The organism is Clostridium sp. RTP31139st1_H3_RTP31139_211217, assembly GCF_040227035.1.
Taxonomy (GTDB): Bacteria; Bacillota; Clostridia; order Clostridiales; family Clostridiaceae; genus Clostridium; species Clostridium saudiense.
This window is the reverse complement of record NZ_JBCOAB010000024.1, coordinates 36,952-56,705: the sequence shown is the minus strand read 5'-3', so window position 1 is coordinate 56,705 and position 19,754 is coordinate 36,952. Positions and strand designations below refer to the sequence as shown.

Sequence of the window (19,754 nt, the reverse complement as noted above, 5' to 3'; positions counted from 1 at the left end):
TTTGGAGCTTCATGTCGGAGTCGAACCAACAACCTGCTGATTACAAGTCAGCTGCTCTGCCATTGAGCCAATGAAGCATAATACCAAATTTCAAATTTTCTTTTTTAAGTTGTTAATGGTGGGGGAGGACGGATTCGAACCATCGAAACGAAACGTAACAGATTTACAGTCTGCCCCCTTTGGCCTCTCGGGAACTCCCCCATGTGCTTATTTACAACTTTTTTGTCATTCATTATGTTACTGCCGAACTGACAAGGACTAGTATATAATTAAACCAATTATATTTCAACCCCCATTTTTAACCTTTATACAAGATTATTCTTAATATACTCTTATTTTCTCTATAATTCTTCTTTTTAATATATAATTCTATTTTTTTATAATAATAAAAATAATACTTTTTTCAAATTTAATAGTAGATTTTTTATTCATTTTTCACCTCATAATTAGTAACAAATTTACCCTCATATAAATATAGTATAAGTACAAGCTTGTTAATTTTAATAAATTTTACATACTTTTATAAATCATCATTGTCCAACTGATACCTTTTCTTTTAAGTTCTTAATATAATTTTTTATAATAAAATTATATTATTGCTTTGTAAATCATATATTTTATATAAGACAAGCTATAATATAATCAAAATTTAAACTTTTAATTTTATTATTAAATTTATTTACTAAATGAATCGAAAAGAAGTTTTCTTTAAAGTAACAAACATTATTTTTTGTTATTTTAAATAGCGAAAAATAATTTCCATATATAAAAATGGGAGGTGAATTATTTGATTAAAAGAAAGTTTAATTATAAATCTAATTTAGCATACTATGAAATTGCTGAATTTATGAGAAAATATATTAATTCTAATAGTATTATAGTATGCATCGGTACTGATAAATGCGTAGGTGATTGTTTAGGCCCACTTGTTGGAACTTTTCTTCAAGAACATAATTTTCCTTTACCTGTATACGGTACGTTAGAAAATCCGATTCATGCATTAAACTTAGATAAAAAACTTATTGAAATCAATAAGCTTCATCCTAATGCTTCTATAATAGGTATAGATGCATGTCTCGGAGATGTAAATTCAATTGGTGAAATACACACTCGTGATTATCCTATCCATCCTGGGAAAGGTGTTGGAAAATCACTTCCCGATGTAGGTATTGCTTCAATAATTGGTATAATAGACTCTAGTGATACTGCTGAATTCTTCACTTCTAGAAGTATACGACTTCATCTTGTTTTCGAAATGGCAAAAGTAATTTCTCATGGATTAATACATGCTTATTATTTAAATTCTATAGTAAACAAATAATGCTAGAAGTTATAACTTCTAGCATTATTTGTTTACTAATATAAATTTAATCTATTAAAGTAATTTCTTTATTAGAAATATTATTGTCCAATTTATCAGCATACTTAAGAACCTCACCTGTTCCCATTGCTACTGCCTCTACTGTGTTACTTGCAATACTAACATTAATACCTGTATTCTCTTCTATAAGTTTATCTAATCCATCTATTAACGAACCACCACCAGTCATTAATATTCCTTTTTCAATAATATCTGCTGCTAATTCCGGTGGAGTCTTTTCTAATACAGATTTTACACTTTCAACAATCATTGATACTGGTTCCATTAATGCTTCTCTTAATTCTTCAGTAGAAATAATAACTTCACCTGGTAAACCAGCAATTAAATTTCTACCCTTAATAGTCGTTGATATGTTCCTTGATCCCTTAAATACAGATCCAACACTAACCTTTAAATCTTCTGAAGTCTTTTCACCAATTAGAAGCTTATACTTCATTCTTACATATCTAGTAATTGCTTCATCAAATTTATCACCTGCGACTTTTATAGACTGTCTAATAACAATACCACCTAATGAAATAACTGCAATATCAGTTGTTCCACCACCAATGTCAATAATCATATGTCCATCTGGTTTCGTAATATCTAATCCTGCTCCAATTGCAGCCGCTAATGGTTCTTCAATTAGATTAACTTTCTTAGCTCCCGAATTCATAGCTGCATCTATTACTGCTCTTTTCTCGACTTCTGTTGCTTCTGATGGAATACAAATCATAACTCTCGGTGCTATAACCCTTCTTTTTCCTAAAGCTTTCTTAATAAAAGCCTTAAGCATTTTTTCTGTAACATCATAATCAGAAATTACCCCATCCTTTAATGGTCTTACTGCTACAATATTACCAGGGGTCCTCCCTATCATCCTTCTTGCTTCCTCTCCAACTGCTAAAACCTTATTATTATTTTTATTAATTGCTACAACTGATGGTTCTTTTAATACTACTCCTTTTCCTTTTACATAAACAAGTACAGTGGCTGTCCCTAAATCAATTCCCAAATCGCTACCGCTTTTCCAAAACCACATTTTATTCACTCCTATATAATAAAATTCAAAATATTTGTTTTTTCTACAAAATTATTCCTTTTTCTATTATATATTTAATGGATTTATCATTCAATAGCTTTATCCTTCATTCGCCTTATATTTCATTTTTGTGGCTTTACCGCCTCTAATATGTCTTTCAGATTTATTTAATTCTAATATTAAATGTGTTTGTTCAGCTATAGCCGGATTAATTTTAGGTAATCTTTCTGTCATATCCTTATGAATAGTACTCTTACTTACCCCAAATACTTTCGCTGTTTTTCTAATTGTAGCTTTTGAATCAATTATATATTGGGCTACCTCTAAAACTCTTTCTTCTATATAGTCTTTCAAGATTATACCTCCTTAATCTCTATTTGATATATTATTTACTTAATCTATAAAAAAAATTCATATTCTCAAACTAATTAAATAATTGTATAAGTATCAACCATAAAAATGGTTGATACTTTAATAAATTATTTCATCTCGAAATAAGCACTTGGATCAACATCTTTTCCATTTGCATCTTGTACTTGAACATTTAATACATCTCCGCAAATTTTTGATGTAAATATACCTGAACTATTTCCTACTGTACCTATTTCAGTACCAGCACTAACAGTATCCCCTGCTGCTACCTTAACATCTTCGCTTAAGTTAGCATATTTTGTTTTTAGCCCATTAGCATGTGCAATAACAACATAAGTTCCATCTGTAGTATTGCTTGATACTTCTTCAACTTTACCCTCTGCAGCTGCCTTAACAGTTGTTCCGACAGCAGCATTTATATCAATACCTCTTCTAGATGTATCTTCACTTCTAGTTTCATCTGAATAAGTTCTTACCATTTTTCCAAATTCTCTTGATATAGCTACTTCACCATCTATAGGTAATGATAGAACAATATTACTATCAGTTCCTGCTGAAACATCAACATCAGCTTCTTGCTCTGAGTTATTTTGATTTTCAGAAACAATCGCTTCATTAGTATCATTAGTATCATTATCTACTTCATTAGTAACTTCTTCTTGAGATATTTCATTATCATTTGCTTCTGCTAATTCATCATTGTTTTCTACCCTTTCTGCATTTTGCATATTAAAGTTAGAATCAACCTCTGAAGAATTGCTATCTTGAACATCATTTAAAGATAATTCATTGCTAGTATTGTTTTGCTCCTTAGCAACTGAATTCTTTTTAATAGTAAATGCTGCTACAGTTGCAACTACACATAAACATACTAGTAAAACTAAGTAAAAGCCCTCCTTTCTGAAAAAGTCCTTTACTTTATTTTTTTTATTTTGGTCCATTTCAACACCTCCTGTATTGTATTCTTGCCCCTAAAATTAAATTAATTCAATCTATACTAAATTTTTATTCGTCAAATTTATATATAAAAAAACAAAAAGAGATTTGATAAATCAAATCTCTTCGTGTTTATATAGTATATATTAACCTTATAGGTTAAATTTTAAATTTCCTATATTAATACCCGTATAATAATGCTTTAATATTTCATCATAACTCTTCCCATCCTTAGCCATAACATTTGCCCCCCACTGACTCATTCCAACCCCTTCACCATAGCCTTTACAATTGAATATAATCGTATTATCGCCTATAGAATAATCAAAGTTTGTTGAGTTGAGCCCTAGAAAAACTTTAAAATCAGCTCCTTTAATCACACTATCTCCTACTTTTAATTCAATAACTCCCCCCGACTCACTTCTTGATAATATACTAATACTATCTCTTATATTACTTGAAGTTATGCCAGACTTAGGATATTTATTACTTATTATATAAGCTAAATCACTTAATGTAATTTCCTTAGAACTTTCAAATTTAGATGATTCCTCATCACCTGGGCTATCTACTGATTTAAGATACGGGATTTTTCCCATCCCTAACTCTTCTGCTGACTCGGTCTTTCCAGCACTAACAGCAAAATATAATGGATACATTACCAATTCGCTATCATAAGTTAAAACCATACCTTTTGTATCATCTACTGCATTTTTTATTTTTTCCCAATATCTCTCTCCATTTTCCTCTCCCCATTTCTTAAGGATATCATCCTTTGATGAATAAACCTGACAATGTGCTGAGTCACATATATCTCCTCCATTAGCCTCTGTACATGGATTTATTTTTTTACTAACAACATAGGTTCTAGCTACAATAGCTTGAGCCTTCAATGCTTCAGTTTCAAAGCTAATAGGCATTGTATTTGCAAGTACACCATATACATAATCTTCTAGTTCTATCTCCTCTATTCTATTCTCTAAAGTAATATATACAGAAACAGTACTATTTGTATTAATGTTTATTTCATTGTTTATATCCTCTATCTTATCCACATTATCTACATTGTCCACTTCATCTACTTTGTCTTTAATCTCTGTATTATCTATCTCTTCCTCTACCTTATTATCTTCACTCTTATCCGATTCATTAACATTTATCTTTTCTTTATTAGTTGCATATTTATTAAAATCTATTTTCACATCTGCTTTCATAGTTATTACTGGAATTATTATCATAAACAAAATAATACATATAGCTGTTACTATTACTAACTTAATCGTTGTAAATCCTTTCAAAAAATTTTTACTCATACTCCCTCCATCTTACCAAGGTTACACCTATATATATGTTTTAATCTGTTGAACAATTCCAAATTATCATTATTATTAATTCTTATATTTCTATATAAAATAAAATTAGGAGTCAAAAAAGACCCCTAATTTATTTATGAACTCTATATATTTCTGCTCCAAGCTTTCTAAACTTTTCTTCAATATTAGTATATCCTCTATCAATATGATATATTTCTCCTATCTCCGTTTGTCCATTTGCAACTAATCCAGCTAATATCATTGCTGCTCCAGCTCTTAAATCAGTAGCTTTAACCCCGCATCCAGTAAGGGTAGTTACACCTTCTACTATTGCTATTCTACCATCAATTTTTATATTAGCACCCATTCTTCCTAGCTCTCCAACATGCATAAACCTATTTTCAAATACAGTTTCAGTTATTACACTTACTCCTTTAGTAATTGCTAATAAAGCCATCATTTGAGCCTGCATATCTGTTGGAAAACCAGGATAAGGCATTGTTTTTATATCTACTGGTCTTTTTTCTTTAGTTCCATCAACAATCATCTTTTGTCCATCTATAGTACAGTAAACTCCGCACTCCTTCAACTTTTCGATAGTAGGCATTAAATGTTCTTCATTTACTCCATTAATCGTTATCTTACTATTAGTAATTCCAGCTGCAACCATAAAAGTTCCAGCTTCTATTCTATCAAATATAGGTGTAAATGGTTTTGGTTGTTTCAATTCTGATACACCATGTATAGTTATCTTTCCATATCCAGCGCCTTCAATATTAGCTCCCATACAATTCAAAAATCTTGCTAAATCCCAGATTTCTGGTTCTTCAGCAGCATTTTCTATTACAGTAACTCCTGGTGCTAAAACAGCTGCCATCATAATATTCTCTGTAGCTCCTACAGATGGAAAATCTAAATAAATTCTGTTTCCATGTAATTTATCAATCTTAGCTTCGACATATCCATACCCAACTTCAGATTCTATTCCTAAAGCATTAAAACCTTTTAAATGTAAATCTACAGGTCTGCTTCCAATATTACAGCCTCCAGGCATTGATATTTTACATTTGCCAAACCTTGCTAACATAGGTCCCATAATTAAAAAAGATGCTCTCATTTTTCTAATTAACTCACTATTAGGATCTACTTCTTTTAAATTTTGGGTATTTATTTTTAAATCTCCTGTTATTGAAGAAAATTGCACTTCACAATTTAACTCTCTTAATAAATTAATCAAGACAGTAACATCTTCTAACATAGGTACTTTCTTTAAAATTATTTCGGTTGGATTTAAAATAGTTGCAACTATTATAGGTAATACTGAATTTTTTGCAACACTTATATCAACTTCTCCATGAAGTTCCTTTCCACCTCTAACTATGATTTTTTCCATATTATCCTCCATATTTATTGTTAGTATGTTACGAAAATTATCGGTGTTCCTATAATTAAATATGAACCTGTATCGTACTTAATTTGTCCAATGTTTATATGTTGATTATCTTCAAATGTAGCTTCAGCAACACACCCATTGTTTATATCTAAATATTCATTAACTTTTATATTTAAATTTTTTTCCAAATCATCAATCAAATTTTTATCCTGTGTATTTAGCTTTCCCTTTATAAATGAAAAATACCTTTCATTTATAAAATTATCATTTCTTATTTTCTGTGATAATTTTTTCAATTCTTCCTCTGATTTACTAACATCATTATTAATTAGAATAACTTGAACTTTTATCAAATCATTATATTCACAAATATTAATACTATAATCAATATTTTCACTTTCTGCTGTAATATTATTATTCTCTGTAGAAAGTACTAAAAAATTATTTTCTTCAAAAAATTGTTTTATCCTTAAGTATTCTTTGCATAATTTTTCATCAACTGTATATTCTAATTTAATTCCATTTTGAACAAAATCATAATTATTTATCACATATCCTTCAATCTTACTGAAAGAATCTTCCTTTGATTCACACTTATACTCTTTTCCACCAATAATTAATAGAGAAAAGATTAAAAGAAATACAAAAAATACTTTTTTCATATTGTAATCCCCTGCCCTTCCTCTAAAATTATTGTCCAAACTATTTTTTTTATACATTGCTTTAATATAAATTGTCCAAATGAAATTTCAAAATTCTATTTGGTTAATTCAAGTTACATAAATATATACTGCCACATTGTAGTAAAATAATTTCTCTTAATAATATATATATATTATTAAGCTCTTAAAATAGTTCTCTTTATTCTAAATTTAATATATTTCTCTACTGATTTCGTGTATATATATCATTCTATTCAAATCTAAAAAAAAGGTTATATAAATAATTTTCTATAAAAAAAAATAAGGAAGTCGCTTTTTAGCGATTTCCTTATTTAAATTGCAATCTTGCATTTGCCCTAGCTAATGCTCTCTTTGCTCTTTCTATATCAACATTTTCTTTTTTACTAGTTAATCTTTCTTCTGCTCTCTTAAAAGCCTCTTCCGCACGATTTATATCAATTTCTTCTGGATAATTAAATGAATCACAGCAGAAATTAATCACGTTATCTTTAACATATATAATTCCTGAAGATGTAAATAATTTCTTTATATCACCATTAGCGGTAGTATACACACTTACCGTTGGTATAGCAGCAACTATACTTGGTGCATGATTTGCAAGAAACTCAATTTTACCATTAGGCTCGGTTGTCAATAAACTAATAATTTCCTCTGTTAATACTTCACGCCCAGGAGATACAATGTTAAGTTTTATTGTTTTTCCCATAACTTACATCTCCTATTTCATTTTATTAGCTTTTTCTACAACTTCTTCAATAGTACCTGCAAATAAGAATGCTGATTCAGGTAAATCATCGTATTTTCCTGATAAAATTTCTTTGAATCCTCTTACAGTCTCTTTAACTGGAACATATCTTCCTTGCATTCCTGTAAACTGCTCTGCAACAGTAAATGGTTGAGATAAGAATCTTTGAATTCTTCTTGCTCTTGCAACTACAGCCTTATCTTCATCTGATAATTCATCAACACCTAAAATTGCAATTATATCTTGTAATTCTGTATATCTTTCAAGTATATTTTTTACTTCTGTTGCAACTTCATAGTGTTCCTTTCCAACTATTCTTGGGTCAAGAATTCTAGAAGAAGATTCTAATGGATCAACTGCTGGAAATATTCCTAATGATGATATAGCTCTAGATAATACTGTTGTAGCATCTAAGTGAGTAAATGTAGTTGCTGGTGCTGGGTCTGTTAAGTCATCAGCTGGAACATATACTGCTTGAACTGATGTTATAGAACCATTTTTTGTTGAAGTGATTCTTTCTTGAAGAGCACCCATTTCAGTAGCTAGAGTTGGTTGATACCCAACAGCTGAAGGTATTCTTCCTAATAATGCAGAAACTTCTGAACCTGCTTGTGTAAATCTAAATATATTATCTATAAATAATAATACGTCTTGACCTTGATCTCTAAAGTATTCAGCCATAGTTAATCCAGTTAATGAAACTCTCATTCTAGCACCTGGTGATTCATTCATTTGACCAAATACTAATGCAGTCTTATTTATAACTCCTGAATCCATCATTTCATGATATAAGTCGTTACCTTCTCTAGATCTTTCCCCTACACCTGTAAATACAGAAATTCCACCATGCTCTTTGGCAATATTATTAATTAACTCTTGGATTAATACTGTTTTACCTACTCCGGCTCCTCCAAATAATCCTATCTTCCCACCTTTTTGATATGGTGCAATTAAATCAATTACTTTAATTCCTGTTTCAAACATTTCTGGCTCTAAAGATTGTTCTTTAAAGCTTGGTGCTGGTCTATGTATAGGATATGATTCATCGGATTCTATGGCTCCTTTATTATCTATAGGATTTCCTAATACATTAAATAATCTTCCTAATACATTCTTTCCTACTGGTACAGATATTGGCTTTCCTGTATCTAAAGCCTTCATACCTCTCTTTAATCCATCAGTAGACTCCATTGCTATTGCTCTAACAATATCATCCCCAACATGTTGCTCAACTTCTACAACTAGCTCTCTATCACCCATATCAATTTTAATTTCATTGTATATGTTTGGTAAAGAAGCTTCATCGAACTTTATATCTACTACAGGTCCAATTACTTGAACTACTTTTCCAATTTTACTTTCTGACATACTTCTTCCTCCTTGCTACTTTTGAGCTTCGGCTCCCCCAACAATTTCTGAAATTTCTTGTGTTATAATACCTTGCCTAATTCTATTGAATTTAATATTAAGACTTTGTAATATGTCATTTGCATTTTCTGTAGCTCCATCCATAGCAGTCATTCTAGCACTATGTTCACTAGCTTTTGCACTAAGCATACATGTCTTAAGTTGGCTCTTTAAATACATATCTATTGCATTTTTAAATACAGCTTCTTCATTTGGCTCAATTATATATTGACCTTCTCGAGAAGCTTTCTTTTCTATTGGTAATATTTTAACACTTTTTACCTCTTGTTTAACCGGAGAAATAAATTCTGTATATACTATATTTACTTCAGAAACATCTCCCTTTTCATATAAATATATAGCATCATTATATATTCTATTAATATCTTTAGTAGCAGGCATATCTGGTAAATCTACATATTCAGCATATGTGCTTATTTTATATCTAGAAAGATATGAAATTCCTTTGCTTCCAACAACAACAACTTTTGCTCCGCCACTTTTTTGAACTAAATTGTTTAAATATATAGCTACAGTATTATTATAACCTGCGCATAACCCAGTGTCTGAAGTTAATACAATATAGAGTTTATCTCCATCAAAGCTTTTATAATAAATTGAGTCAAAATCTTCCGGCATACTAGAAACAACTTCACTAATAACTTCTTTGCACAAATTATTATATTGCTCGTTAGCTATAAGCTCTTTTCTTGCTTTTCTGAGTTTTGAAGTGGCAACAAGCCCCATAGCCTTAGTTATTTTTCTAGTACTTTCAACTGACTTCATTCTTCTTTTAATTTCTATAAGTCCCGCTGCGCCCACTGTTTTACCTCCTAAAGAATTGCATAGCTATAAAAAGCTATGCATCTTTTAAAAATTCTTTTTTAAAATCAATTATACATTTTTCAATGTTTTCTTTTAATTCATTTGTTAATTGTTTTTCAACAATAACTTGCTTCAAGACATCTCTATGATGAGTATCCATATATTCTAAGAATTCAGCTTCAAATTTTCTAATATCTTTAACCTTTATATCTGATAAAAAGTCATTTACAGTTGCATACAATATAACTATTTGTTTTTCAACATCCATTGGTTTATATTGATCTTGCTTTAATACTTCTAATATTCTTTTACCTTTTTCTAGTCTTCTCTTAGAATCAGAATCTAAATCAGATCCAAATTGAGCGAATGCTGCAAGTTCTGTATATTGTGCAAGTTCCAACCTTAATGTTCCTGAAACTTGTTTCATAGCCTTAATTTGAGCATTACCACCAACTCTTGATACCGAAATACCTGCATTTACTGCTGGTCTTTGTCCTGTATTGAATAATTCACTTTCTAAGAATATTTGCCCATCTGTAATTGATATTACATTAGTTGGTATATATGCTGTAACGTCTCCAGCTAGTGTTTCTATAATTGGAAGTGCTGTTAATGAACCTCCTCCATTTTCTTTAGATAGCTTTGCAGCTCTTTCTAAAAGTCTTGAATGAATATAGAACACATCTCCTGGATACGCTTCTCTTCCTGGTGGTCTTCTAAGTAATAATGACATTGTTCTATAAGCTACAGCATGCTTAGATAAATCATCATATATTATAAGAACATCTTTACCCTTATGCATGAAATATTCACCCATACTACATCCTGCATATGGTGCTAAATATTGAAGTGGTGCACTTTCTGATGCAGTTCCTGCAACAACAATTGAATAATCAAGTGCTCCCATTTCTTCTAATGTATTAACTATATGTGCAACTGTTGATTGCTTTTGACCAATAGCTACATATATACATATTACATCTTTACCTTTTTGATTTAAAATTGTATCTACAGCGATAGCAGTTTTTCCTGTTTGTCTATCACCGATAATAAGTTCTCTTTGTCCTTTACCAATAGGAACCATAGAATCAATTGCCTTTATCCCTGTTTGTAATGGCTCATTTACTGAAGCTCTGTCTATAATACTTGGAGCTGGAACCTCTATCGGTCTAGTTCCTGCATAGTTTATAGGTCCTTTACCATCAATCTCTTCACCAAGAGGGTTTACAACTCTACCTAAAATTCCTTCTCCTACAGGCACTTCAACAATTCTATTAGTTCTTTTTACTATATCGCCTTCTTTAATTCCTTCTTCAGAACCTAATAAAACACATCCAACATTATCTTGTTCTAGGTTTAAAGCCATCCCAAATACATTATTAGGAAACTCTAAAAGCTCACCTTGCATACAATCATCTAATCCATAAACTCTTGCAATTCCATCACCAATTTGAATTATTGTTCCAGAATCAGAAGTTTTAATTTGATTTTCATATCTTTGTATTTCTTTTTTTATGATAGATGTTATTTCTTCTGGTTTTATGTTCATGCAATCACCTCTATTCCGTAGTAAGCATCAGCTTTCTTAAATCATCTAATCTTGTTCTTACAGTTCCATCAATAACGTCATTTCCTATTCTTACATAAATTCCGCCTAAAATTTCAGGATCTATTATTTTCTTTAATATAATATCTTTATTATACTTCTTTTCTAATTTTTCTACTAAAGCATTATATTCATATTCCTCTAAAGGTATTGTAGTTTTAACAATTCCTTGTAAAACATTTAATCTTTCTAAATGGATTTTCTCCATTTCCTTTAACTTTTCTTTTAAAAATAAAATTCTGTCCTTTTCTATTAATATTAATAAAAATGATAAAAGTTCCTCATCGATTTTACCTTTAAATATGTTAATAAAAGTCTTTTTCTTTTGCTTTGTACCTATTTGAGGATGTTTAATTACTTCTAAAAAATCACTATTATTATCTATAAGATTGCAGATTTCTCTTAAATCTCCAAGATATTCATCAACTTTTCCTTTTTTTTCAGCAACTTCATAAAGTGCAAGGGCATATCTTCGGTCTAAATATTCGTACATATTTATTTACCTACCTCTGAAATAAATTCATCAATTAGAGTTCTATTTTTTTCCTCATCGATATTTTTTTCAATTACTTTTTTAGAAAGTTCTAAAGCTAAGTCTATAGCTTCCTTCTTTAAAGAGTACTCAGCTTTTTCTTTTTCCCTTTCAATTTCTACTTTGGCTCTTTCTATAATTAAATTTGCTTCAGCTCTTGCTTCTTCAACAATTTCATCATATACTTTTTCAGCCCTTTTCTTATGGCTTTCTGTAATAGCCTTTCCTTCTTCTTTAGCCCTTTGAAGTTCTCTTTCATTACTAATAGCAAGATTTCTCGCTTTTTCAAGCTCCATATCTGCATTGTCTAACTTCTCCACTATCTCATTCTCTCTTGCTTCAACTATTAGTTTAACTTTTTCAAAAAAGAAATATTTTAATCCAAAGAATAGAATCAAAAAGTTTACTATAGTGGCTAATATAATACCTGGATTAAATTCCATTATTTGATACCCCCTTCTGGAGTTATTAAAATATTATGCTACTCCTACAAATATTAATAAGATAGATACTAATAATCCATAAATAGCTGTTGCTTCTGCGAATGCTGATCCTATAACTAATGTTGTTGTAATCTTTCCTGTTGCTTCTGGATTTCTTGCAACCCCTTCAACTGCTTTTCCTGTAGCATTTCCTATACCAATACCTGCTCCTAAACCTACTAATACTGCAATACCTGCTCCTAATGCTCTCATTCCTATTTCATTCATTTTTAATTTCCTCCTTTTAATTATGTTCTGATACTATCTTAATGTTTATCATTGTTAACATTACAAAAATAATTGCTTGAATACCACCATCAAATATATCGAAATACAAATGTAATGGGATTGGTATAACAAGTTGTGCAAACCATGCTATCTTTTCTAAACTTTCATAAACAAGTTCTATTATAAAAGTAGCTGCTAACATATTACCAAAAAGTCTTAAAGATAGAGATATTGGAAGCATTACTCTCTCCAATATTGTAATTGGTAATATGAAAGATACTGGTTCTAAATATCCTTTAAAATATCCTCCAATGCCATTCTTTTTAATAGCATATCCTTGAACCATTACAAATGATATTAAAGCTAAAGTTAATGTAACACTAAAGTTTTTTGTTGGTGGTGATATTCCGACTAGACCTGTAAAATTCATTACTAGCACAAATATCCCTAAAGTTCCTATGAAAGGAACAATTCCTCTAAAATCTTCTCCAACATTACTTACTACAGCATTATTTAACATGTTATAAATCCATTCAACAATAGTTTGCTTTTTAGATGGTCTTATTTTCATATTTCTAGTAGACCACCAAGCTAAAGCTAAAATTAATAAAACAATTACTAATTGCACTATTGCCTCTGGTTTTATATCAATTGCTATTTTGCCTAAGTAAAAAGAAAATATAGCTTTTGATGGTTCCATCTATTCACTTCCCTTCTGCACTTTTATAGTAGTTATTACTAGTATTATATAATGTATAAAAAATCCTAATAAAAAGACTAATAAATTAATTATTTTATTAGAAAAGATTACTGCTATAAAAACTATAGTAATAATTCTCATTAGATAACTTAACGGATATAAAATTGCTTTATTTTTTTTAGGATTATTTATGAATTTCTCAGTTATTTTTGCTGAAATAATAAAATTCAGCATAGAAATTATTAATCCAAGAAATAAAATTAATCCAATTTTACATTTTCCTACCAAAGCTAATAATAAAAATAAAACAACTCCAGTTATAAAATCATTACTTGCTACAGATTTTACTATAAACTTTAGATCTTTAGCCATTTTAATCTCCTAGTAAATAACTTATTTGGGAGCTAGAATCTTATCTTATTCCTATATAAAAACTAATTGTTATATCGTTATATGTATGTATTTATTTATACAAATGAGCTCTTATCTAGGAATACTCTTACGTTATTTTTAGACACTGTCCCTGTTGACATTAGCTAATTATATACCTAGTTCTAAATTAATAAAAACCTCATTTTTACTTATTTTTTACAATTAATCGTTAAAATAGCCTGTTATTATATAATATTTCATAAATGCTCAACTAAAATCTTTTTTTTGAGCTTTTTAAATTATTTTTGCAATTAATTTTACAATCTTTCATTTGTTTAAATTTTCATAATATTTATTTTTTTATTCCTATTCATTCTGATAACGTTTCATACTTTTATTTTGTTACTTTTTGATAATATTATTACTATTTTAAAAATTTTTTTAACTTTTTTTATCATTTTATAATTATTAATAAGGTATTCTGTATATTTATTTAGTTTTTTATGAATAATTGCTTTACACTTTATTCATTATTTTTTAAAATTTTTATTATTTTTTATTCTAATAATTACAATTAAACATATTTATAATTACTATAGTTATAAAAGGAGCCTCTGAAAAGCTCCTTTTTTCTTATTTTTAATATAAATTACACTCTTTCAACTACTAAAGCAGTTCCCATTCCTCCACCAATACAAAGAGTTGCTAATCCTCTTTTAGCATCTCTTTTTTCCATTTCATGAAGTAATGTAACTAATATTCTTGCTCCTGAAGCACCTACTGGATGACCAAGTGCTATTGCTCCTCCATTTACATTTACTTTATCCATATCGAAATTTAAATCCTTAGCTACAGCTAAACTTTGTGCTGCAAATGCTTCATTTGCTTCAATTAAATCCATATCTTCTACAGTTAATCCAGCACCTTCTAACGCCTTCTTTGTTGCATGGAATGGTCCATATCCCATTATTGCAGGATCTAATCCCTTGCTTCCATAAGAAAGTATCTTAGCCATTGGTTTTAATCCTAATTCTTCTGCTTTTTCAGCACTCATAACTACAAATGCAGCTGCACCATCATTAATTCCTGATGCATTAGCAGCAGTTACAGTACCATCTTTAATAAATGAAGGTCTTAATTTAGACATTTTTTCAAGAGTTGATCCGAATCTTGGGAACTCATCTTGAGCAAATACTTTTGGTTCACCTTTTCTTTGTGGAATAACAACAGGTACTATTTCATCTACAAATTTTCCTTCTTTAATTGCCTTTTCAGCCTTTAATTGAGAATTTAATGAGAATTCATCTTGCATTTCTCTTGTTAATCCCCATTCTTTAGCTATGTTTTCAGCTGTTACACCCATATGATAATCATTAAATGCATCCCATAAAGCATCTTTAATCATTGTATCTACCATTTTTGCATCGCCCATTCTTTGACCCCATCTTGCGCCAGGAATAGCATATGGTGCTGCAGACATGTTTTCCATTCCTCCAGCAACTACTACATCACAATCTCCAGCCTTAATCATTTGAGCCGCTAATGCTACACATCGTAAACCTGATCCACAAACTTTATTTATTGTCATAGCTGGAACCTCTACTGGTAATCCTGCTTTTACAGCAGCTTGTCTAGCAACATTTTGTCCTTGAGCAGCTTGTATAACATTTCCCATAACTACTTCTTCAACTAATTCTGGTTTAACTCCAGCTCTATTTACAGCTTCTTTAATTACTAGTGCTCCTAAATCTGCTGCTGGAACATCCTTCAATGACCCACCGAATGATCCAATTGCAGTTCTTACTGCACTAACTATTACTACTTCTCTCATAAAAAACCCTCCCATTAATTTACCCTAAAATCATAATAGTGTTAATTGTTTAAATTGTTAAACAATTAACACTATTATTATACCACTTTATTTTTTCCAATATCAACTAGTTTTTAAAATATTTTACCTTTTTCCACTGATTTTACACTTAGGTTTGCTCTATATCTGTACCTGTTATTCTCCTTAAATCCTTTATATGATAACGCCTTTTCTATTTAAGTATGTATTTGATTTTTTTATAAACATAATTTGCTTATAGATAATTATTACTTTATTTAATGTGTTATTAAATTATCAAGCAATTAAATATCTTTTATATTTAAAGATAGCTCTATTTTTTCGTGAGTTGGAATTAACTGATTCAGAGCAACTCCAGCGCATTTGAACATTCTTTTAGAAGCCTTTACTGAATCAGTATCCGCATACTTGTCACTTAAATAGACAACTTCACTAATTCCTGATTGTATTATTGCTTTTGCACATTCATTACATGGAAATAATGCAACATATATCTTACACCCCGATAAATCTTTACCCTTTGCATTTAATATTGCATTTAACTCTGCATGAACAACAAATGGATATTTCGTATTCAATGTTTCCCCTTCTTTTTCCCATGAAAATTCATCATCAGAACATCCTTTAGGTAACCCATTGTATCCTATGCTTTCAATTATATTATTTCTATTTACAATACAGGCCCCAACCTGTGTGCTAGGATCTTTGCTTCTCTTTCCTGATAATAATGCTACAGACATAAAATAATCATCCCATGATAAGTATCCTTCTCTTTTTGCCATAACTTTCACTCCTTTGCTTTTTTATTTAATAATTATAGAAATAAATTCAGCAAAGCTGAATTTAAAAATATATTATTAATAAGAAACTCCCATAGGAATTTCTACATTAACTATTAACTATTAACTATTAACTATTAACTATTAACTATTAACTATTAACTATTAACTATTAACTAAACTAACTTGTTTGTAATTTAATTAAAAAGCGAAGACTTAGTCTTCGCTTTTTATTATTTAGTTCCGAAAAGTCTATCTCCAGCATCACCAAGACCTGGTACAATATATCCTTTTTCATTTAATTTTTCATCAATAGAAGCTAAGTATATATCAACATCTGGATGTTGTTCTTGAACAAGTTTAACACCTTCTGGAGAAGAAATTAAACACATTAATCTAATCTTTTTAGCTCCTCTTTTCTTTAATAAAGAGATTGCATCAGCTGCAGAACCACCTGTTGCTAACATTGGATCTACTACTATTATATCTCTTTCAGCTATATCTTGTGGTAACTTACAGAAATACTCTACTGGTTGAAGTGTTTCCTCATCTCTATATAATCCAATATGCCCAACTTTAGCTGCTGGTATTAAATTTAATATTCCATCTACCATTCCAAGACCTGCTCTTAATATTGGAACTATAGCCATCTTCTTACCAGCTAACATTTGACATTTAGTCTTACATATTGGTGTTTCTACCTCTACTTCTTCAGTTTCTAAATCTCTTGTTACTTCATATGCCATTAACATAGAAACTTCTTCTACTAATTCTCTAAAATATTTTGATCCAGTATCTTTACTTCTAATATATGCTAATTTATGTAATATCAATGGATGCTTAATTTCTGTTACTTTACTCATTATCTTCTTCCTCCTAGTAAAACCTTTAAAGATTATTTAAATTACTCCCTATTATTTAGAGTATTTTTTTTCAATTTCAGTGATTTTATTTATTCTTCTTGCATGTCTATCGCCTTCAAATTCAGCCCCTAAAAATGCTTTTACTATGTCTATTGCTAATCCCTTACCAACAACTCTTTCTCCCATAGTTAATATGTTAGCATCATTATGCTCTCTAGTTGCATGAGCGCTGAATGTATCAGAGCAAAGTGCAGCTCTTATTCCTGGTACCTTATTTGCTGCAATTCCTATTCCTATTCCAGTTCCACAAATTAATATACCAAAATCAAATTCTTTAGCTACTACTGCTTCAGCTACTGGTAATGCTATATCAGCATAGTCACAAGATTCTTCTGTATAAGTTCCGAAATCCTTAAACTCAATGTTTTGAGATTTTAAATAATTAGCTATTTCTGCTTTTAAATTTAATCCACCATGGTCACAACCTAATGCAATTTTCATAAAACCAACCTTTCTATTATTTATTATGTAATAACTAACATTATTACATTAATTATTTATAAAAAAAGAAGAATAGGCTCCCCCATCCTCCTTATTTACACTTCTAAAATATCATAACCTGCAGCTTTATTTAATCTATTCATTATTGCAAGACCAACGCCTTTTTCTTCAAATCCTTGACATAAGATATGTTGAACTCCTAAGTCATCACATTTTCTTAACGTCTCAAAAAGATTTTTTGCAATTTCGTTTAAATTATATTCACTTCCTAATGATATTACTTTTCCGCTATTAAATTTATTTAAATTTTCATCTGTAGTTAATATAGCTACATCATTACCTTTTTCTATATAATTTTCTAATATTTCATTGATTATTTCAATAGTTTTTTCATTTTTCCCTTTAATTATTTTTAAATGTGCTTTAGGCGCATAATGTCTATACTTCATTCCTGGTGCCTTTGGTTTAAAATTTTCAGTTGGCTTCGATTTTAAAGCACTATCGATTTCAATATTAGAATCTATTTCTTTAAGCATTTCTAAAGTAATACCACCTGGTCTTAATACTAATGGTGGATTTACTGTACAGTCAATTATAGTTGATTCAACTCCTATATCACTACTTTCTCCACCAATTATATAATCAACCTTACCATTTAGGTCCTCAATACATCTTTCAACCTCTGTTGGACTTGGTCTACCTGAAATATTAGCTGAAGGTGCTGCAATTGGTCTTTTTGATAATTCTATAAGCTTAAGAGCAATTTCAGAACTTGGCATTCTTATTCCAACAGTATTAAGGTTTGCACTTGTCATATTTGGAATAATATCATTCTTTTCTAATATAATTGTTAAAGGTCCTGGCCAAAATTTATCAATCATTCTTTGTGCTACTTCTGGCACTTCTTTAACTAATTCGGATATATTCTTTGAACAAACATGTACAATTAATGGATTATCTTGCGGTCTCCCTTTAGCAATGAAAATCTTCTTTACAGCCTCTTCATCTAAAGCATTTGCTCCTAATCCATATACAGTTTCAGTCGGAAAAGCTACAGTTCCACCATCTCTAATGATAGCACCAGCTTCTTCTATAAATTTAATATCCTTATTTATATCTTTTATTATGGCAACCTTTGTTTCCATAAAAGACTTACCTTCTTTCTTTAAATTTCTTTTTGTCCTCGCGCTATTTTTATGTTCTCTATAGCTGAAGACGTATATACTGCATTAACACAATTTCTATAAATGTTATCTAACAATACATACTTATTTAATTCACCACAATTAATAACCTGAAAATAATATAAGCAATCTTGACGTATCTTTTTTATTCTTAAATACTCATCTGCAGCTTCTTTATTTTTTCTCATAAAATCTTTTGAAATAGGATGTAATTTTTTATTTTTATACCTTACAGGTGTAATAATAATTATTTCCATATCTTCATTACTTTTATTAGTATGTACAATAGCTACTTTATCGCATTGAATTAAACTATAACTTAAAAATAACCCATTTTTTATTTTCAATTTATTATTATAAATAGAAAACTTAAGAGTAGATTTATTAATTTTATTTATTAATGCTATGCAAATTAAAACTTCTATCAATGCTAGAAAGGTTAGCATTATTGTTGAATTAATATAAGCTAAATAAGTACATAATGGAAGAAACACTGCTAATAATATCATAATTATATAAAATATCTTATTATGAAACTTTTGTTTTTTTAATGCTTTTTCTATTTTCATGTAATCACCTATT

Annotated in this window: 22 protein-coding genes and 2 tRNA genes; 1 reads left to right on the top strand and 23 read right to left on the bottom strand. The window is 29.6% G+C overall.

Annotated features, from left to right (window positions below; translation table 11 throughout):
• Positions 1-2: 2 nt before the first annotated feature.
• Both ABUA17_RS11245 and ABUA17_RS11240 read right to left on the bottom strand, forming a co-directional pair.
• Positions 3-77: transfer RNA gene (locus tag ABUA17_RS11245), tRNA-Thr, on the bottom strand.
• A gap of 39 nt (positions 78-116) precedes the next feature.
• Positions 117-201, bottom strand: a tRNA-Tyr gene (locus tag ABUA17_RS11240).
• Positions 202-787: 586 nt separating this feature from the next.
• Here ABUA17_RS11240 and yyaC point away from each other — a divergent pair.
• Positions 788-1,321: a spore protease YyaC gene (gene yyaC / locus ABUA17_RS11235; protein ID WP_042399531.1), complete on the top strand. Its 534-nt coding sequence runs from the start codon at positions 788-790 to the stop codon at positions 1,319-1,321.
• Between the two features lie 46 nt (positions 1,322-1,367).
• Here the strand turns inward: yyaC and mreB are convergent, their stop codons facing one another.
• From mreB to ABUA17_RS11130, 21 genes are all read right to left on the bottom strand, one after another.
• A complete protein-coding gene (gene mreB / locus ABUA17_RS11230; RefSeq protein ID WP_042399528.1) occupies positions 1,368-2,402 on the bottom strand; it encodes a rod shape-determining protein MreB in 1,035 nt (344 codons plus the stop codon).
• 99 nt (positions 2,403-2,501) lie between these two features.
• Entirely contained in the window at positions 2,502-2,756 is a 255-nt protein-coding gene (gene spoIIID / locus ABUA17_RS11225; protein WP_042399526.1) for a sporulation transcriptional regulator SpoIIID, read from the bottom strand.
• Between the two features lie 125 nt (positions 2,757-2,881).
• Complete coding sequence (locus ABUA17_RS11220) at positions 2,882-3,715, bottom strand: M23 family metallopeptidase (protein ID WP_195951385.1); 834 nt, start codon at positions 3,713-3,715, stop codon at positions 2,882-2,884.
• Between the two features lie 147 nt (positions 3,716-3,862).
• The gene (spoIID, locus tag ABUA17_RS11215) at positions 3,863-5,023 is read right to left on the bottom strand and encodes a stage II sporulation protein D (protein ID WP_349818197.1); all 1,161 of its coding nucleotides are present in this window, start codon (positions 5,021-5,023) and stop codon (positions 3,863-3,865) included.
• A 130-nt stretch (positions 5,024-5,153) separates the two neighbouring features.
• Positions 5,154-6,416 (bottom strand): UDP-N-acetylglucosamine 1-carboxyvinyltransferase, encoded by a 1,263-nt coding sequence (gene murA / locus ABUA17_RS11210; protein WP_042399520.1) that lies wholly within the window; start codon positions 6,414-6,416, stop codon positions 5,154-5,156.
• 20 nt (positions 6,417-6,436) lie between these two features.
• A complete protein-coding gene (locus ABUA17_RS11205; RefSeq protein WP_042399517.1) occupies positions 6,437-7,078 on the bottom strand; it encodes a hypothetical protein in 642 nt (213 codons plus the stop codon).
• 328 nt (positions 7,079-7,406) lie between these two features.
• On the bottom strand, positions 7,407-7,805 hold the full coding sequence (gene atpC, locus ABUA17_RS11200; RefSeq protein ID WP_042399514.1) for an ATP synthase F1 subunit epsilon: 399 nt from the start codon (positions 7,803-7,805) through the stop codon (positions 7,407-7,409).
• A 12-nt stretch (positions 7,806-7,817) separates the two neighbouring features.
• Positions 7,818-9,212: a F0F1 ATP synthase subunit beta gene (gene atpD, locus ABUA17_RS11195; RefSeq protein ID WP_042399511.1), complete on the bottom strand. Its 1,395-nt coding sequence runs from the start codon at positions 9,210-9,212 to the stop codon at positions 7,818-7,820.
• A gap of 15 nt (positions 9,213-9,227) precedes the next feature.
• Entirely contained in the window at positions 9,228-10,073 is an 846-nt protein-coding gene (atpG, locus tag ABUA17_RS11190) for an ATP synthase F1 subunit gamma (RefSeq protein WP_042399508.1), read from the bottom strand.
• A gap of 37 nt (positions 10,074-10,110) precedes the next feature.
• Positions 10,111-11,625 carry a F0F1 ATP synthase subunit alpha gene (atpA, locus tag ABUA17_RS11185; RefSeq protein ID WP_042399505.1) on the bottom strand — a complete coding sequence of 505 codons (1,515 nt, stop codon included), beginning with the start codon at positions 11,623-11,625 and terminating at the stop codon, positions 10,111-10,113.
• Positions 11,626-11,635: 10 nt separating this feature from the next.
• Positions 11,636-12,175, bottom strand: coding sequence for a F0F1 ATP synthase subunit delta (locus ABUA17_RS11180; protein ID WP_042399503.1), 540 nt, complete (start codon positions 12,173-12,175; stop codon positions 11,636-11,638).
• A gap of 2 nt (positions 12,176-12,177) precedes the next feature.
• Complete coding sequence (locus ABUA17_RS11175; RefSeq protein ID WP_055277772.1) at positions 12,178-12,657, bottom strand: F0F1 ATP synthase subunit B; 480 nt, start codon at positions 12,655-12,657, stop codon at positions 12,178-12,180.
• Positions 12,658-12,690: 33 nt separating this feature from the next.
• Positions 12,691-12,924: an ATP synthase F0 subunit C gene (atpE, locus tag ABUA17_RS11170; protein ID WP_042399498.1), complete on the bottom strand. Its 234-nt coding sequence runs from the start codon at positions 12,922-12,924 to the stop codon at positions 12,691-12,693.
• Between the two features lie 16 nt (positions 12,925-12,940).
• Positions 12,941-13,624: a F0F1 ATP synthase subunit A gene (locus tag ABUA17_RS11165; protein WP_042399493.1), complete on the bottom strand. Its 684-nt coding sequence runs from the start codon at positions 13,622-13,624 to the stop codon at positions 12,941-12,943.
• Entirely contained in the window at positions 13,625-13,996 is a 372-nt protein-coding gene (locus tag ABUA17_RS11160) for an ATP synthase subunit I (protein WP_042399491.1), read from the bottom strand.
• 649 nt (positions 13,997-14,645) lie between these two features.
• The gene (locus ABUA17_RS11155) at positions 14,646-15,827 is read right to left on the bottom strand and encodes an acetyl-CoA C-acetyltransferase (RefSeq protein ID WP_042399488.1); all 1,182 of its coding nucleotides are present in this window, start codon (positions 15,825-15,827) and stop codon (positions 14,646-14,648) included.
• 302 nt (positions 15,828-16,129) lie between these two features.
• Entirely contained in the window at positions 16,130-16,627 is a 498-nt protein-coding gene (locus tag ABUA17_RS11150) for a deoxycytidylate deaminase (protein WP_055277774.1), read from the bottom strand.
• Positions 16,628-16,857: 230 nt separating this feature from the next.
• Positions 16,858-17,487 (bottom strand): uracil phosphoribosyltransferase, encoded by a 630-nt coding sequence (gene upp, locus ABUA17_RS11145; protein ID WP_042399484.1) that lies wholly within the window; start codon positions 17,485-17,487, stop codon positions 16,858-16,860.
• Between the two features lie 51 nt (positions 17,488-17,538).
• Positions 17,539-17,988, bottom strand: a complete 450-nt coding sequence (gene rpiB / locus ABUA17_RS11140; RefSeq protein ID WP_042399483.1) for a ribose 5-phosphate isomerase B — start codon at positions 17,986-17,988, stop codon at positions 17,539-17,541.
• A gap of 95 nt (positions 17,989-18,083) precedes the next feature.
• Positions 18,084-19,133: an L-threonylcarbamoyladenylate synthase gene (locus ABUA17_RS11135; protein WP_195951386.1), complete on the bottom strand. Its 1,050-nt coding sequence runs from the start codon at positions 19,131-19,133 to the stop codon at positions 18,084-18,086.
• Between the two features lie 20 nt (positions 19,134-19,153).
• Entirely contained in the window at positions 19,154-19,741 is a 588-nt protein-coding gene (locus tag ABUA17_RS11130) for a hypothetical protein (RefSeq protein WP_042399479.1), read from the bottom strand.
• Between the last annotated feature and the right edge of the window lie 13 nt (positions 19,742-19,754).

Excerpts from the sequence above, each read along its gene's own strand:
- mreB (WP_042399528.1), bottom strand. The coding sequence starts at position 2,402 with ATGTGGTTTTGGAAAAGCGGTAGCGATTTGGGAATTGATTTAGGGACA.
- ABUA17_RS11220 (WP_195951385.1), bottom strand. The coding sequence starts at position 3,715 with ATGGACCAAAATAAAAAAAATAAAGTAAAGGACTTTTTCAGAAAGGAG.
- spoIID (WP_349818197.1), bottom strand. The coding sequence starts at position 5,023 with ATGAGTAAAAATTTTTTGAAAGGATTTACAACGATTAAGTTAGTAATA.
- murA (WP_042399520.1), bottom strand. The coding sequence starts at position 6,416 with ATGGAAAAAATCATAGTTAGAGGTGGAAAGGAACTTCATGGAGAAGTT.
- ABUA17_RS11205 (WP_042399517.1), bottom strand. The coding sequence starts at position 7,078 with ATGAAAAAAGTATTTTTTGTATTTCTTTTAATCTTTTCTCTATTAATT.
- atpC (WP_042399514.1), bottom strand. The coding sequence starts at position 7,805 with ATGGGAAAAACAATAAAACTTAACATTGTATCTCCTGGGCGTGAAGTA.
- atpD (WP_042399511.1), bottom strand. The coding sequence starts at position 9,212 with ATGTCAGAAAGTAAAATTGGAAAAGTAGTTCAAGTAATTGGACCTGTA.
- atpA (WP_042399505.1), bottom strand. The coding sequence starts at position 11,625 with ATGAACATAAAACCAGAAGAAATAACATCTATCATAAAAAAAGAAATA.
- ABUA17_RS11180 (WP_042399503.1), bottom strand. The coding sequence starts at position 12,175 with ATGTACGAATATTTAGACCGAAGATATGCCCTTGCACTTTATGAAGTT.
- ABUA17_RS11175 (WP_055277772.1), bottom strand. The coding sequence starts at position 12,657 with ATGGAATTTAATCCAGGTATTATATTAGCCACTATAGTAAACTTTTTG.
- atpE (WP_042399498.1), bottom strand. The coding sequence starts at position 12,924 with ATGAATGAAATAGGAATGAGAGCATTAGGAGCAGGTATTGCAGTATTA.
- ABUA17_RS11165 (WP_042399493.1), bottom strand. The coding sequence starts at position 13,624 with ATGGAACCATCAAAAGCTATATTTTCTTTTTACTTAGGCAAAATAGCA.
- ABUA17_RS11160 (WP_042399491.1), bottom strand. The coding sequence starts at position 13,996 with ATGGCTAAAGATCTAAAGTTTATAGTAAAATCTGTAGCAAGTAATGAT.
- ABUA17_RS11155 (WP_042399488.1), bottom strand. The coding sequence starts at position 15,827 with ATGAGAGAAGTAGTAATAGTTAGTGCAGTAAGAACTGCAATTGGATCA.
- ABUA17_RS11150 (WP_055277774.1), bottom strand. The coding sequence starts at position 16,627 with ATGGCAAAAAGAGAAGGATACTTATCATGGGATGATTATTTTATGTCT.
- upp (WP_042399484.1), bottom strand. The coding sequence starts at position 17,487 with ATGAGTAAAGTAACAGAAATTAAGCATCCATTGATATTACATAAATTA.
- rpiB (WP_042399483.1), bottom strand. The coding sequence starts at position 17,988 with ATGAAAATTGCATTAGGTTGTGACCATGGTGGATTAAATTTAAAAGCA.
- ABUA17_RS11135 (WP_195951386.1), bottom strand. The coding sequence starts at position 19,133 with ATGGAAACAAAGGTTGCCATAATAAAAGATATAAATAAGGATATTAAA.
- ABUA17_RS11130 (WP_042399479.1), bottom strand. The coding sequence starts at position 19,741 with ATGAAAATAGAAAAAGCATTAAAAAAACAAAAGTTTCATAATAAGATA.